The following is a 13,926-nucleotide window of genomic DNA, read 5'->3' as shown; positions in this document are numbered from 1 at the left end:
GAGCATAGTTGTCCGGACGCGACTTCGCCTGCCGTGTTGTAAACGAGGATTTACAGGTCCGCCGCGAAAAATCATCTAGCCTTTCATGCAGGCGCGGGCAAGCGGGGCGGTCTGTCGGTGCGTCTTCCTTATCCACCGTTTTGCGCGAGGCCTCGCCATGGAAGAGCAACCCGTCCCGACTTCGGCCCGACGACCCGCGGTTCTGCTCGTCGATGACGAGGAACCGATCCTCAACAGCCTGCGCCGTCTGCTGCGTGGCCAGCCCTATGACGTGTTGCTCGCCACCGGCGGTGCCCAGGCGCTGGAAATACTGGCGCAACGCCCGGTCGATCTGGTGATGAGCGACGCGCGGATGCCCAACATGGACGGCGCCACGCTGCTGGCTCAGGTTCACCGGCTCTATCCGGCGACCACGCGGATCATGCTCACCGGCTATGCCGACCCGTCGGCGATCATCAAGGCCATCAATGAAGGCCAGATCGACCGTTACATCAGCAAACCCTGGAACGATGAGGAAATGCTCCTGGTTCTGCGCCAGGCGCTGGAGCACCAGCATCTGGAGCGTGAGCGCCAGCGCCTGGAAGAACTGACCCGGGTACAGAACGAACAGTTGAGGCTGCTCAACAGCACCCTGGAAAAACATGTCGCCGCCCGCACCGCCGAACTGCAGCAGACCGCCGACATGCTCGACCTGGCCTACGAGGAGCTCAAGCACAGTTACGTGACCGGCACCGAAGTGTTCTCGCTGCTGGCCAATCTGCGCCTGCCGCCGGCCAAGCAGACCAACCGGCAGATCATCGAACTGGTGCGCGCCTACTGCAAGGCGCATGGCCTGGACGAAGCTGCCAGCCGCGACCTGACCATGGCTGCGGCGCTGTACAACATCGGCAAGCTGAGCTGGACCGACGGCATGATGGCCACGCCTTCCGACCTGCTGCACAGCACTGACCGCGACCGTTATCGGGCCTACCCGAAACAGAGCGAGTCGCTGCTGATGACCCTCGATCCGATGAAGGATGCGGCGCGTCTGATCCTGCACCACCAGGAGCGTTGGGACGGCAGCGGTTTTCCCGACCGGCTCAAGGGCGAGGCCATCCCTTTCGGCTCGCGCCTGTTGAAGCTGGCGGTGGACTTCGTCGAGTTGCAGCGCGGGCTGATTCTGGAGCGGCAGATGAACAGCGACGAAGCCTTGCTGTACCTGCGCCAGTACGCCGGCAGGTTGTACGATCCTGACCTGATCGAAGACTTCATCCAGGTCTGCGCGGCGTTCCTCAACGATGTCGTGCTGGCCGACCCGAACGTCAAGGTGCTGGGCACACGGGAACTGGCGGCGGGGATGATCCTGGCGCGCAATCTCAATGCCGACAACGGCATGTTGCTGCTCAATGCCGGCAAGGTCTTGAGCGCTCTGCTGGTGGACAAACTGATCAGCTTCGAAGCCATGGAAGGTGCAAGGTACAAGGTGTTCGTCAAGGTCCCGGACGACCTGGAACCGGCGCTCGAAGCCCGGGGTGGATGACGTCGCTGTCATCGGCATGGGATCCTTGCGGTTTTATCGACGCCAGTGACCGACCCATGACTTCTGCATCGACTGTAACCCCACGCATCATTCGCATTGCCGCCGCATTGCTGATTGGCCCCGATGGCCGGACCCTGCTGGTGCGCAAGCGTGGCACCACGGCGTTCATGCAGCCCGGCGGCAAGATCGAGCCCCACGAGTTGCCGGTGCATGCCCTGGCCCGTGAGCTGGAGGAAGAGCTGGGGCTGGTGATCGATCCGGCGCAGGCGAGTTTTCTCGGCCAGTTTTCGGCACCGGCCGCCAACGAGCCGGGGTTTGTCGTGCAGGCCGATATCTTTCAACTGCACATCGACGCTGAAGTGTCGCCGGCGGCCGAGATCGAAGAGGTGATCTGGATCGACCCGGCCATCGACGGCGATGTGGTTCTCGCCCCGTTGACACGGGACCTGATCCTGCCGTTCCATCGAGCCTCGCTGACTGCGAACGCCTGATCATTCACGCCAAGGACTTCGCCATGATCCCGTTGCCGGACCTGTTGATTTTTGCCGCCGCCGCACTGCTGATGGTCCTGACGCCGGGGCCGAACATGATCTACCTGATTTCCCGTTCGATCTGTCAGGGACGCAAGGCCGGGGTCACATCGCTGCTGGGGGTGGTCGCCGGGTTCTTCGTGCATATGTTTGCGGCGGCGGCGGGTCTGACGGCGGTGTTTCTCGCGGTGCCGATGGCCTATGAAGTGCTGAAGTGGGCCGGTGCGCTGTACCTGCTGTGGCTGGCCTGGCAAGCGGTGAAACCCGGCGCGCGCTCGCCGTTCGAAGTGCAGGCACTGCCGGCGGACTCCTCGCGCAAACTGATCACCATGGGTTTTCTCACCAGCGCCCTGAACCCGAAGATCGCGGTGTTCTATCTTTCGGTTTTCCCACAGTTCATTACCCCCGAGCACGGCTCGGTGTTCAGTCAGAGCATCATTCTCGGCCTGACCCAGATCAGCGTCAGCTTCAGCGTCAACCTGTTGATCGCCCTGTCGGCGGCGGGAATCGCCTCGTGGTTCGCCAGCAACCCGACCTGGCTGGCGGTGCAGCGCTATTTCATGGGGGCTGTGCTCGGCGGTCTGGCGGTGCGACTGATGCTTGAGCAACGCAAGGCAGCCTGAACATGTGGATCGAGCGGCTCGACGCCAGCCATGCGCTGGCCTATCGGGAGTTGATGCTGGAGGCTTACGACCGGCATCCGCAGGCGTTCACTTCCAGTGTGCGCGAGCGGGCCGCGATGCCGCTGAGCTGGTGGGAATCGCGCCTGACCGGCAAGCTCGACGTGGTGTTCGGTGCGTTCGAAGCCGGTCGGTTGGCGGGTATCGTCGGTCTGGCGTTCGAACCTCGGGAAAAGGCCCGGCACAAGGCAACGGTCTTCGGCATGTATGTGTCGGCTGAATTTCGTCAGCGCGGGCTGGGCCTGAAGTTGATGGAAGCGGTGCTGGGGGAAGCGCAGCAGCATCCGGCGCTGAAAGTCATTCAACTGACCGTCACCGCCGGCAATGACGCGGCGTTCAATCTGTACCAGCGCTGCGGCTTCCTTCAGTTCGGTCTGGAACCGATGGCGGTGCGGGTCGGCGAGGATTACTTCGACAAGATCCATATGTGGCGTGAACCGCGTTCACGTTCTGAATGATGAACGAGGGAGACTTGGCCTCTCCCTCGTTCATGCTTCAAATCAGTGGCAGCGCTTGAAGAGGCGGGCCGCTGTAGAGCGGGGCCTCGTCCAGAGACTCCATGATTCCACCGCCGCCACCACTGCTGCGGATCACACTGATATTGCGAATACCGAAGTCATTACCGTAGCCGTTGTTCTGATGGTTCTGAATGTAGAAGCGGACGATACGGCGGGCGGGGACGTTGATGCTCAGCAGGAAGTCATACCAGATACCGTTCTTCGGTACTTCGCGTACCGCACCATCACCTCCCGCGATGCCGCACTGCAATTGCAGGATCGGGTTCGGAATACCGGGCGCAGGGCTGTCGGCAACGTGACAGGCTTGCATCCGGAACGTATAGGTTCCCGGCGGGCAATCGAAATCCTTGTACATCACCGTCCCGGCAAACCCGCTGATCGGGCCTTGATCGGTGAAATTGAAAAATGCCCTTACGCCTGCGTGTACCCGGATATAGCCGGAGCGGGCTGCGTTATGCAGGAGCCAGCCGTTGTAGGAGCCGTTCTGAAAGTCGGTGTAGTCATCTTTCCATTCCGACACGATATTGACTCGCCATGGCGCTGAATCCGGTGCGCCGGCGGGCAGTGGCCTGGCAATGAACGTGTGAAAAAATACCGCCAGTCCCGAAATGCCGTAGCTCCAGTCACCACTGACGTCAGCCGTGATGTTCTGTCTGACCGTGCCGTTGAGCAGAATCTGCAACGCTTGATTGGGAGCAGTCGTCCCTCTCAATGTGACACCGGTCTGAAAGGTTGAACCGCCGTTGGGCACGCTTGCCCCGGATGCGTCTGTCAGTGATGTGATCCTTGTTTCCACCACTTGTTTCGTATCGATGGTGATAGTGGTCGTCGGTGATAGGTTGCTGTTGGTCAACTGATCGGTCACCCGGGCATTCACCGGATGAGTGCCATCGCCGATCTGCTGGAGTTCGGCGGCGGTCAGGCTGTAAGTGATCGGTTTGGCGGGGTCGGGGTTGGTGAACGTGATGCTCCAGATGCCAATGGTCAAGATGACCGTGTCGTAAGGCCGTGCGTAACCGACGGTGAGGGTGATGATCGCTGGCTGCCCCGGGCCGATGCTGGACGGATGGCCGACGCTGATGGTGGGCGCCGGCTTGTGATACAGCAGCTGGAGCGCGGGCGAGTCATCTTGATTGCCGCTGACTCGTGTCACTCGGTAGAACACGTCGTTCACACCGTTGATGAACCAGAGCTCCGGCAAGTGCAGAAGGAAACGATCGCCTTCTTCACCCGGCATGATGGTTTTGCTGACGTTGGTGCGAACACCGTTGACGAACAGCGTCACGACATCAAAAGCCGCCATGACCCAATTCCGCAAACCGGTGATCGGCTCGATGACGATCTCCAGTCCCTGCGGCGTGAAGGCAGAGAGGGGGATACCCCCATGAGCCATCGAAGGCGGCTGCACCGGTGTTACCCATTGCGGTGGGTACACCGGAAACAGAGCCAGCGCGTCGCTCACTGCTTGTGATTGAAGGTTCATCGCAGTCTCCCGGCCTGTCGGCCCATTGAGTCGGGCCTCCATCACACACGGGAAACGCAGAACCGCCTACTGTCAGATCTGACAGGTGAACGTGGTTTCAGGACGAATGGTCGCCATACGTTCAGATACGACGCCTCAACGAGCCGCGCTGACCCCATCCAGCGTCGAGAACGACGTGTCCTTGGCCGTCAGCAGGAAGTCGCGCATATAAGGCGCGTCCAGCATGTCGGCACGGATCGCCGCGTACAGGGTCGCGAACAGGCCTTTCTCTCCCAGCCGCTTGGCCTTCACGTAGCCCCGCGAACTGTATTCATGCAGTGCCCAGTGCGGCATGCCGCACACGCCCCGGCCGCTGGCCACCAGTTGCATCATCATGACCGTCAGTTCTGAGGTGCGCACCTGCGCGGGCTCGATGTCGGCGGGTTCGAGGAAACGGGTGAAGATGTCCAGCCGGTCGCGCTCGACCGGATAGGTGATCAGGGTCTCGCTCAACAGGTCTTCGGGGACAATGTAGGGCTTGCTCGCCAAGGCATGCTGGTTGGCCACCGCGAGCATGGCTTCGTAGGTGAACAGCGGCACATAGGTGATGCCGGCGATTTCCAGCGGGTCGGAGGTCACTACCAGGTCCAGATCGCCCCGGGCCAGGGCCGGCAGCGGAGCGAAGGAGAAACCCGAGGCCAGGTCGAGTTCGACTTCCGGCCACGCATCACGGAACTGGTCGATGGTCGGCATCAGCCACTGAAAGCAACTGTGGCATTCGATGGCCATGTGCAGACGCCCGGCGGTGCCCCCGGCCAGACGCCCGATGTCCCGTTCGGCGGCGCGCAGCAGCGGCAGGGTCGCGTCGGCCAGCTGCAGCAGGCGCAGGCCGGCGCTGGTGAACCGCACCGGTTTGGTCTTGCGCACGAACAACGGCATGCCCATGCGTTCTTCCAGTTCCTTGAACTGGTGGGACAGTGCCGACTGGGTCAGGTGCAGGCGATCGGCCGCATCCACCAGACTGTCGGCTTCGCGCAGGGCATGCAGGGTTTTCAGGTGACGGATTTCAAGCACCGCAGGCTCCATGAGGGAAATTTGTGATCAACACGAAAAGGTTGAGTTTGTCTCATGTTGTCCTGGCTGTCGACAATGGCGCCATCTTTTATCCAATGGAGAACACTCGACATGGCCGTGGCCCACACCCTTGGTTTCCCCCGCATCGGCGCCGACCGCGAACTGAAAAAAGCCCTTGAGGCCTACTGGAAGGGCGATCTCGATCAGCCAGCCCTGAATCAGGTCGGCCGCGAGCTGCGCGCCAGGCACTGGCAATTGCAGAAGGACGCCGGCATCGAGCTGTTGCCGGTCGGCGATTTCGCCTGGTACGACCAGGTACTGACCCACTCGCTGACCTTCGGTGTGATTCCCGAGCGCTTCGACGGTGTGCGCGACGAACGCGGTCTGCCGACCCTCGACACGCTGTTTGCCATGGCTCGCGGCGCCACGGCGTCCTGCTGCGGCGGTGAGCACGGCAAGACTCAATATGCCCAAGAGCTGACCAAGTGGTTCGACACCAACTACCACTACCTGGTCCCGGAATTCACTGCAGACCAACAATTCAAGCTGAGCTGGGAACAGCTGTTCGATGAAGTCGAAGAAGCCAAAGCGCTGGGGCACAACGTCAAACCGGTGATCATCGGCCCGTTGACTTATCTGTGGCTGGGCAAGGCGAAAGGCAATGACTTCGACAAGCTCGACCTGCTCGAGCGCCTGCTGCCGGTGTTCAACGAAATCCTCGGTCGCCTCGCGGCGCAGGGCGTGGAGTGGGTGCAGATCGACGAACCGATCCTCACCCTCGATCTGCCGCAAGCGTGGAAAAACGCCTTCGAGCGCGCCTATCACATCCTTCAGTATTCGCCGCTGAAAAAACTGGTGGCGACCTATTTCAGTGGCCTGCAAGACAACCTGGGCCTCGCCGTCGGCCTGCCTGTACAAGGTTTGCATATCGACGCCGTGCGTGCGCCGGCGCAACTTGGCCAGGTGCTGGATCGCCTGCCGACCTACAAGATTCTCTCGGTGGGACTGGTCAATGGTCGAAACGTCTGGCGCTGCGAACTGGAGCAGGCACTGGCGCAGTTGCAACCGGCGCAGGAGCGTTTTGGCGACAACCTGTGGGTCAGCAGTTCCTGTTCGTTGCTGCACAGTCCGGTGGATGTCGAGCGTGAAGACAAGCTCGATCCGGAACTCAAAAGCTGGCTGGCCTTCGCCGTGCAGAAGTGCAGCGAAATTGCCGTGCTGCGTGATGCGCTGAACGATCCACAAACACCGAAAGTGCAAAAAGCACTGGCTGAAAGCCGCGCCATTCAGGAAAGCCGCGCTCGCTCGCCGCGTATTCACAAGGCCGATGTGCAGGCGCGCATCGAAGCGATCAATGCCCGCGACAGCCAGCGTCATTCGCCGTTCGCCAAGCGCATCGCCGCGCAACAGGCGCGTTTGAAATTGCCGACGTTTCCGACCACCACCATTGGCTCGTTCCCGCAGACCGGTTCGATTCGTCTGGCCCGCCAGGCGTTCAGGCAGGGCAAGCTGTCGGCCAACGACTACCACGACGCCATGCGCAGCGAAATTCGCCACGCGGTGCAAGTCCAGGAACGTCTGGGCCTGGATGTGCTGGTGCACGGTGAAGCCGAGCGCAACGACATGGTCGAGTACTTCGCCGAGCAACTGGACGGCTACCTGTTCACCCGTTTCGGCTGGGTTCAGAGCTATGGCTCGCGCTGCGTGAAGCCTGCTGTGATTTACGGTGACCTGAGCCGCCCGAATGCCATGACCGTGGACTGGATCACCTACGCCCAGAGCCTGACCGACAAAGTCATGAAAGGCATGCTCACCGGTCCCGTGACCATGCTGATGTGGTCGTTCCCCCGCGAGGACGTGTCGCGCAAGGTCCAGGCGCAACAACTGGCGCTGGCCCTGCGGGACGAAGTGACGGATCTGGAACGTGCCGGGATCAAAATCGTGCAGATCGACGAAGCGGCGTTTCGCGAAGGCCTGCCGCTGCGCCGCGAGCAATGGCAGGAATACCTCGACTGGGCCGTGGAAGCGTTCCGCCTGACCGCCTCGGGCGTGAAGGACGAAACCCAGATCCACACCCACATGTGCTACAGCGAGTTCAATGACGTGATCAAGGCCATCGCCGACATGGACGCCGACGTGATCACCATCGAAACCTCGCGTTCGGACATGGAATTGCTCGAAGCCTTCGAAGCGTTCGATTACCCGAACGACATCGGCCCGGGCGTCTACGACATCCATTCGCCACGGGTGCCGGACACGACGGAAATGGTCAAGCTGATGAGCAAGGCCGTGAAGCGGATTCCGGCCGAGCGGTTATGGGTCAACCCCGACTGCGGCCTGAAGACCCGTGCCTGGCCGGAGACCGAAGCGGCGCTGGTCAATATGGTCGCGGCAGCCCGGCAGCTGCGCAGTCAGTTGGCTTGACGCACAGCAAAACGGGGAGCGGCCAACCGCTCCCCGTTTTGTATTACAACGCTTCGAACCAGGGCAAAACCGGCGAGCGTTTGCCGATGTCGGCATACGGCAGCGCGGCGTTGTCGGCGTGAGTGAGGTAGCGGTGCTCCGGCAGCTTCAGGTGCGCTTTCTCGAACTCTGCGAATGACGGCCTGGGTTTGTTGTAGTGGAAATGCGCATACCACAGCAGACGCGGCGGTCGGGCACTCAGATCGTGGATTTCGTATTCCTGCAGATGGTCTGGACGACCGTCGTTGCGATTGCGCAGTTGTTTCATCAGGGCCACCTTGCGCACTTCCACGGCATTCTGCCGGAGCAGGTCATCGAGCATGCCGTCGGTGGGTTTTCGACTCCTCAGGGTTTGCCGGGTACGCAACTGCCGCCCGGTGAGGCGCAATTCGTCGGCCTTCGATTTCAGTTCGCCGATGATCGGGTTCTCTGCCGACATCGCTTCAATGTCTCTGGCCCGATGGCTCAGGTCATCGGCTTCGCTGAGCATCATGTGTTCCAGATCCACCGGGAGCATGTCGCGCTCGGCGTGTCCCTGCACCTTGGCCTGATAGGCCGCTTGCCCGTCCAGACGCTTGCGGGCATCGGCCAGCAGCGATGCGAGGTTGCCGGACGGCGCGGGATGCGGTGTGTTCACCTTCAGCAGGCGAAATTTGCCGTTGTCGGCCTGCTCCCAGACCTCCCGGCCTGCCTTGCCGTGGTTAAGGACGAACTGCCGCTTGCGGGTTCTGGGTTCCCAGTTTTCCACCCCGATCAGCCATTGCTGGTCTTCGGTCTGGAAAATCTTTTTCTCGCTTTGTCCCGTCGTACGAGGCGGTGCGGGATGATCGATGGCCTTCCTGGCGCGTTCGGCCATGGCTTCGATGCCGGCCATCAGCGGTTCGAATTCTTCCATGTGAAAGTACTGCGGATAGCTGGCTGTCCACTGGTTCATTTCCCGGCAGTAGCGGGCGTAGGTGTCGAGGCAGTTGCCCAGGATCTGTGTGCGCTGCGCACGGTTGGCGCTGACTTCGGACAGGCTGAACTGGGTGAAGAGCGCACGGTCCATGTCGATGCGCAATTGCCAGGCCCTTTGTTGCAGGTAGAGCCAGGAGACGTCGCCGGTGTTTTCGAAATTCTTGATGGACTCCAGGCGGTGAGCGGTCTTCAGATATCCCAGATTGAAGTCGTTCATGCGCCCGTTCAAGTAGGTGACTGCCTCGGTCAGTCTGGCCTTGTCCGCACGTACGCCGATCAGCGCGTACCAGCGGTTCATGTCGCCCATGAGTGCTTCGACCTCTTCAATGGCGGTGGTCACATCGACGCGCAATCTGCGCATTTCCTGCAGCAGGGCCAGGCGTTCGGCAACCGCGTTGTCCGGCAGGGCATCGAGGGTCGCGTGCCGGGTGTCGATCTCGTCGAGCCATGCGTAGATCCGGTGGTTGGCCATATAGACACGGTGCTTGAGGCGGTCGGTCACTCGTGCGGCGTCCTGGCTTTGTATTTCAAGCAGGGCGCGCAACTTGTTGCCATGGGTGAGGGGACGCAGCTCGGCGACTGTCTGGTATTGCCGGGTGAGCAGGGCAATGTCGTCCTCGCAGGCTTTCTGCGCGAGGCTTCTCAGTAGAGCGTCATCGGGAGCCTGGTTGTAAGCGTTGATCGCCCTGTCGGTTCGTTCGATCTGAGGATCGAGGCGGTAACTCAGATCATCACACTCAAGGGTCAGTTGATGATGTCGGCGATAGGTACGATCGACCAGCCAGCGAGGTAGACGCTCACGGATTGCCAGTGGCCAGAGCGGGTCGAGTGTATCGGCCATATGTCCGAGCACGCCGCCGCCACCGGCACCGCCGCCTTCGAAGGTGGTGCCGTAGACGCCGAACCAGGTGTCCCACTCTCCGGCCTCGTTCAGGGCAATGGGTTGCCTGTAGGTATTCTGCGAAGTGCCGCGCAGGCGCCAGTTGCGGGAATCGCGGCTCCATTCGACCTGATAGATCCGGCCCTGGCGGACAATGAAATCGCCGTCGGCATGTCGGTAGATGTTGCGCCAGACGCCTCCCTCGGCCGGTCGCAGCCCCGCCAGCGAGACGGGTTTCTCATATTCGTAACCGGCAAAGCGCTCAACGATGCGCCGGGCCTGTCGGGCATCGGGAACGGTCAGCGTACCGACCTCCGGGACCAGGTTTCGCAGCAGGCGGGCACGGGTGGCCGAACGGGCCGTCAGGGCTGCACTGGCGCCAGGCACGATGTCGATCAAGGCGTCGATCAGGCACAGCAGCACCGATTCGACTTCGGCCAGGCCGTCGCCGAGCCGGCCCCGCAGAAAAGCGGCCACTGCCTGGTTGGCCGCGTTCCAGGCGTCGTACAGGGCGATGGCACTGCCAACGAATGGCAGCATGCCGAGGGCCATCTTCAGGTAATCGAACACTCGCGTGCCCTGCAGGGCATAACGTTCCCGATACAACGCGTCGTTGGAGCGCGAGGAACCGCGATGGGCTTCGATCAGACGCCCCATGTGAGCATTGAGCAGATGGGCTGCCAGCGATGTGCTTGCCGGCCAGCGCGGGCCGACACCGATCATGGCATCGAAGCGTTTGTCCACTGCCTGAGCGATACGGCTTTCGTGGGCCTGTACGCTACCCTGCAAGGCCCGGCCGGCCAGATAGCGGATCACCTCGTCCTGGCTGCAACGGTTGAACAGATCCTTGCGGGCGGCTTCAAGGCTGTCGTATCGGCGCAGAAACCTCGCGTCGGGAGCGTCCGGCAGATAGAGCAGTGTCGTGCCGCTGATTTGCTCTTCGATGAAGGTCACTCCCGACAGCGTGACGGGGCCTTCATTCGGTGTATCAGTGCCACCGGCAGCGAGGAATGCAGGAAGCAGCGCAATGCGTCGACCGAAGGCTGTCCAGGCGTCGGGCGTGTCGGCGTCGATGGCGGTTTCGAACAGGCTCAGGTCAGAGCCGCCAATGTGGTGCTGCAACCGTGCGCACCGGCCTTGCAGCTTGAGCATCACCCGCCAGGGTTCGAGCAGGCATTCCTGACGGTGCTCGCGCTGGAACGGTGGTTCATCCGTCGTGCCTTTGAAGGTGTCGTAAATCCTTTGCTCGTAGACCTTGGGCAGGTCCAGTTCCGGCATCAGTTTGCGCAGGTAGGCCTGGGTAATACCGGCAGTGAGGGTCTGACGCTCCCGCTCATCGGTGGCGCTGACTTCGATGCGCATGAAGCCAAGGCGCAGTGGCAGTTGTTCAAGGTTCATCGACGGGGTGTTGTCGATATTGAGCTGGGCCAGGGTTTCGAGGGACATCCGGCTGCGGCTGGCGCTGGGGACAGCGACCAGTTTTTGCGGCGTGCCCGGTGCACCGGGCGCACTGAAGGCCTGTTTTTGCAGGGCAACCGAGTCCGGCAGATCCAGTTGTACCGAAAAGTGCCCCTTGAGAGAAAAGTCCCGACGCACTCGGGTGTGCAGATGCTGTCGAGTGAAATCCTCCCGGGGGGGCAGAGCGACGGTCAGCAATTCGTGACTGCGGTGCATCGCAGTGATCCAGGCCTGGATCAGTTCCTTGAGTGTGCCTCGTTCGTTATCGCTCAGGTCGGTCAGCCATGCCGGTGCCTGGGTGGCGAGGGTCGCGCTGCGTTCCTGCTGGATGCGATGAAACAGCGCCAGGCGCCGCGCGGTATCGACGGGCACCTGTAGCAAGGGAAATGTCTTGCGGCGCAGTTGCTCCAGTTCATCTGCACGCTGTCGGGCCTGTGAAGACTCGCTGTATCGCTGGCGAATCGTCGCCGCCTCGGTTTCATATTCGCCGGTCAACTGATTCAACATGGAGAGCAACGGGTCACCGGTCAGGGTGTTGAATTGCAAGGTTTGCTGTGCGTCACCGCCGTGCAGCCTGAACACTTGCCGTTCAAGTGCCTGGCGATTGGCGAATCGCTGCAGGCCGCCACCGCTGCCGGGCCAGTAAAGCAACAGGCTCTGTATCGAGCCCATGGACATCAGTACGAGCGGGCCATGGAGTGTCTGGAGAGTGGTGGTGACTTTGCCTCCTGCGGATTCGGTCAGTGACAGTGTCAGGCTTTTCACCACCCGATTGGTATCGGTTCGATTGGGTGCATCGAGCCATGCGGTGAGCAGGTCATGCTCTTCGACACTCAGGCGATTCAGTGCCCGCTGCATCCCGGCCTCGGCCCGCAGACCTTGAATGTGTGCGTTGTACAGCGCGGTGAACTGGCGGTTGAAGGTGGTCAGGTCGAGCACCCGCTCGCGATAGAGCAGGGCGCGTGCTGCGAGGTCGCTGGCCTGTTCGGCCGTTTCCAGAGTCGTTTGGAGTGCCTCGAACGATTTCAGGGTGTCGCCATCGCTTAATGTTTCCAGCGCATCGTGTGCCCGGGTGATGCTGGCCTGTCGCAGGGAACGGGGAATATCGGGATGCAGGCTGCCGAACAGCGAGACTTCGTCTTCGTCCGCTGTCCGGGCGCCGGACGGCTGATTGTCCAGGCCGGGCGGGGCGCAGAAGACGGCCATGCTGCGTTGCCGGTCGACACTGTCGGCGAGGTCCAGTGCGTGATGGCCCTGTTCGGCCAGACCGCCCTTGCCGTCCGTCCCGTTGCGCAGGGCTGCAACCTGTGCGATCTGCTGCTGCAACAGCCATTCGTTGACCGCCGTAACCAGCGATTGCCTGGCCGGGGTGTATTCGACCTGAAGGTTTTCGAGCGGCAGGCCGGCGGGCACCAGAGGTCGTTGTGCCAGCCAGGCATGCAAGTCACTGCGACGGGCGAAAGCCTGGATCGCGTCTGCTCGATCAGGCACGTACAGCAACTGTGCGGTGTCGTCTCCACGACTGATGACCCAGGCGGCCGGCAGTTTCACCCGCACGCCATTGTGCAGGCGCAAGATCGGCAGCTCGACGCGGAGGGCATCGTCAGCCGCTGGCCGCATACCCGGCTCCCCCATCAGCGACCACAGTGGCTGTAGCTGGTCGGCTGTCACTGTGCGTCGGGCGAAGGCCATTTGCGCGGCCGCTTCGATATGCCCGCGATACAACCGGCCGGCCTGTTCCAGGCGAGAGTAAGGCGTACCCGAGGCGCGGCCCTGCCAGTAGGCATTCCAGCCCTCATCGAGCGCCAGTGCCGGTTCGAGGGCTTTGATCCGGGCGAGCAGTTGCGACGGGGTGAGTGCCGACAATGCATGGCCGCTGTTCACGCCGGTCAGCCGGCATTGGCTGTCGAGCCATTCCTCTGGTCGGGGGGATTGGGTGAGGAAGGCGCAGGCTGTCACCAGGCTGATCCGACGCTCCGGGTACCCGTCGCCCGGGGGGAACGACAGGCCAGCCTGCTCACCGTCCAGGTTCAGTTCCCGGTGGAGCAACCGGTTGAGCGTTGCGCGTACCGAAGGTACGTCGGCACACAGTTGTCGCAGTCCTTCGCTGCATGCTTGCCGGCGGGTGGCCGCATTGTGCAACAGGTTTTCATCGACAGATGCCGGCAGGGCGGTGAAACCGGGAAATGCTGGCAACGGCGCAGGAGGGTTCACTAGAAAGAAGCGTTCGATCATGGCGATGGGGCTCAAGGGAAGGACGGCGGATCCGCCCCACTCAAGCGCCATTCAAGGAAAACCACCAGGTGCCCGGGTGCTACATAGTTATCGGCACGTTCGACCGCTCGGCACTCTTCATCAAACTGTCATCGAACTGTGGCAGCGCGC

8 protein-coding genes are annotated in these 13,926 nt (G+C 61.9%); 5 read left to right on the top strand and 3 right to left on the bottom strand.

Annotated features, from left to right (window positions below):
• The first annotated feature begins 157 nt into the window (after positions 1–157).
• Genes BBF94_RS08925 through BBF94_RS08910 form a run of 4 tightly spaced genes read left to right on the top strand, consistent with a single transcriptional unit; the run spans position 158 to position 3,187 of the window.
• On the top strand, positions 158–1,519 hold the full coding sequence (locus tag BBF94_RS08925; protein ID WP_065258675.1) for an HD domain-containing phosphohydrolase: 1,362 nt from the start codon (positions 158–160) through the stop codon (positions 1,517–1,519).
• A gap of 56 nt (positions 1,520–1,575) precedes the next feature.
• Positions 1,576–2,010 (top strand): NUDIX hydrolase, encoded by a 435-nt coding sequence (locus tag BBF94_RS08920; RefSeq protein WP_065258674.1) that lies wholly within the window; start codon positions 1,576–1,578, stop codon positions 2,008–2,010.
• Between the two features lie 23 nt (positions 2,011–2,033).
• Positions 2,034–2,672: a LysE family translocator gene (locus tag BBF94_RS08915; RefSeq protein WP_065258673.1), complete on the top strand. Its 639-nt coding sequence runs from the start codon at positions 2,034–2,036 to the stop codon at positions 2,670–2,672.
• A 2-nt stretch (positions 2,673–2,674) separates the two neighbouring features.
• Positions 2,675–3,187, top strand: a complete 513-nt coding sequence (locus BBF94_RS08910; RefSeq protein WP_065258672.1) for a GNAT family N-acetyltransferase — start codon at positions 2,675–2,677, stop codon at positions 3,185–3,187.
• 37 nt (positions 3,188–3,224) lie between these two features.
• Here BBF94_RS08910 and BBF94_RS08905 read toward each other — a convergent pair whose 3' ends face one another.
• Positions 3,225–4,730, bottom strand: coding sequence for an Ig-like domain-containing protein (locus BBF94_RS08905; protein ID WP_065258671.1), 1,506 nt, complete (start codon positions 4,728–4,730; stop codon positions 3,225–3,227).
• A gap of 135 nt (positions 4,731–4,865) precedes the next feature.
• Positions 4,866–5,783 carry a transcriptional regulator MetR gene (gene metR, locus BBF94_RS08900; protein WP_065258670.1) on the bottom strand — a complete coding sequence of 306 codons (918 nt, stop codon included), beginning with the start codon at positions 5,781–5,783 and terminating at the stop codon, positions 4,866–4,868.
• Between the two features lie 111 nt (positions 5,784–5,894).
• Here metR and metE point away from each other — a divergent pair, with 111 nt between their 5' ends.
• Positions 5,895–8,207, top strand: a complete 2,313-nt coding sequence (gene metE, locus BBF94_RS08895; RefSeq protein WP_065258669.1) for a 5-methyltetrahydropteroyltriglutamate--homocysteine S-methyltransferase — start codon at positions 5,895–5,897, stop codon at positions 8,205–8,207.
• Positions 8,208–8,250: 43 nt separating this feature from the next.
• On the opposite strand, the gene BBF94_RS08890 is transcribed toward metE, so the two are convergent.
• Entirely contained in the window at positions 8,251–13,776 is a 5,526-nt protein-coding gene (locus BBF94_RS08890; RefSeq protein ID WP_065258668.1) for a dermonecrotic toxin domain-containing protein, read from the bottom strand.
• Positions 13,777–13,926: the final 150 nt, after the last annotated feature.

This window comes from Pseudomonas bananamidigenes, from assembly GCF_001679645.1.
GTDB classification, from domain to species: domain Bacteria; phylum Pseudomonadota; class Gammaproteobacteria; order Pseudomonadales; family Pseudomonadaceae; genus Aquipseudomonas; species Aquipseudomonas bananamidigenes.
Note: the sequence above shows the minus strand (reverse complement) of the source record. Positions and strands in the feature narration are given on the sequence as shown.

What these genes read in the sequence shown, in the direction of transcription:
- BBF94_RS08925 (WP_065258675.1), top strand. Translation starts at nt 158, where the DNA reads ATGGAAGAGCAACCCGTCCCGACTTCGGCCCGACGACCCGCGGTTCTG.
- BBF94_RS08920 (WP_065258674.1), top strand. Translation starts at nt 1,576, where the DNA reads ATGACTTCTGCATCGACTGTAACCCCACGCATCATTCGCATTGCCGCC.
- BBF94_RS08915 (WP_065258673.1), top strand. Translation starts at nt 2,034, where the DNA reads ATGATCCCGTTGCCGGACCTGTTGATTTTTGCCGCCGCCGCACTGCTG.
- BBF94_RS08910 (WP_065258672.1), top strand. Translation starts at nt 2,675, where the DNA reads ATGTGGATCGAGCGGCTCGACGCCAGCCATGCGCTGGCCTATCGGGAG.
- BBF94_RS08905 (WP_065258671.1), bottom strand. Translation starts at nt 4,730, where the DNA reads ATGAACCTTCAATCACAAGCAGTGAGCGACGCGCTGGCTCTGTTTCCG.
- metE (WP_065258669.1), top strand. Translation starts at nt 5,895, where the DNA reads ATGGCCGTGGCCCACACCCTTGGTTTCCCCCGCATCGGCGCCGACCGC.
- BBF94_RS08890 (WP_065258668.1), bottom strand. Translation starts at nt 13,776, where the DNA reads ATGATCGAACGCTTCTTTCTAGTGAACCCTCCTGCGCCGTTGCCAGCA.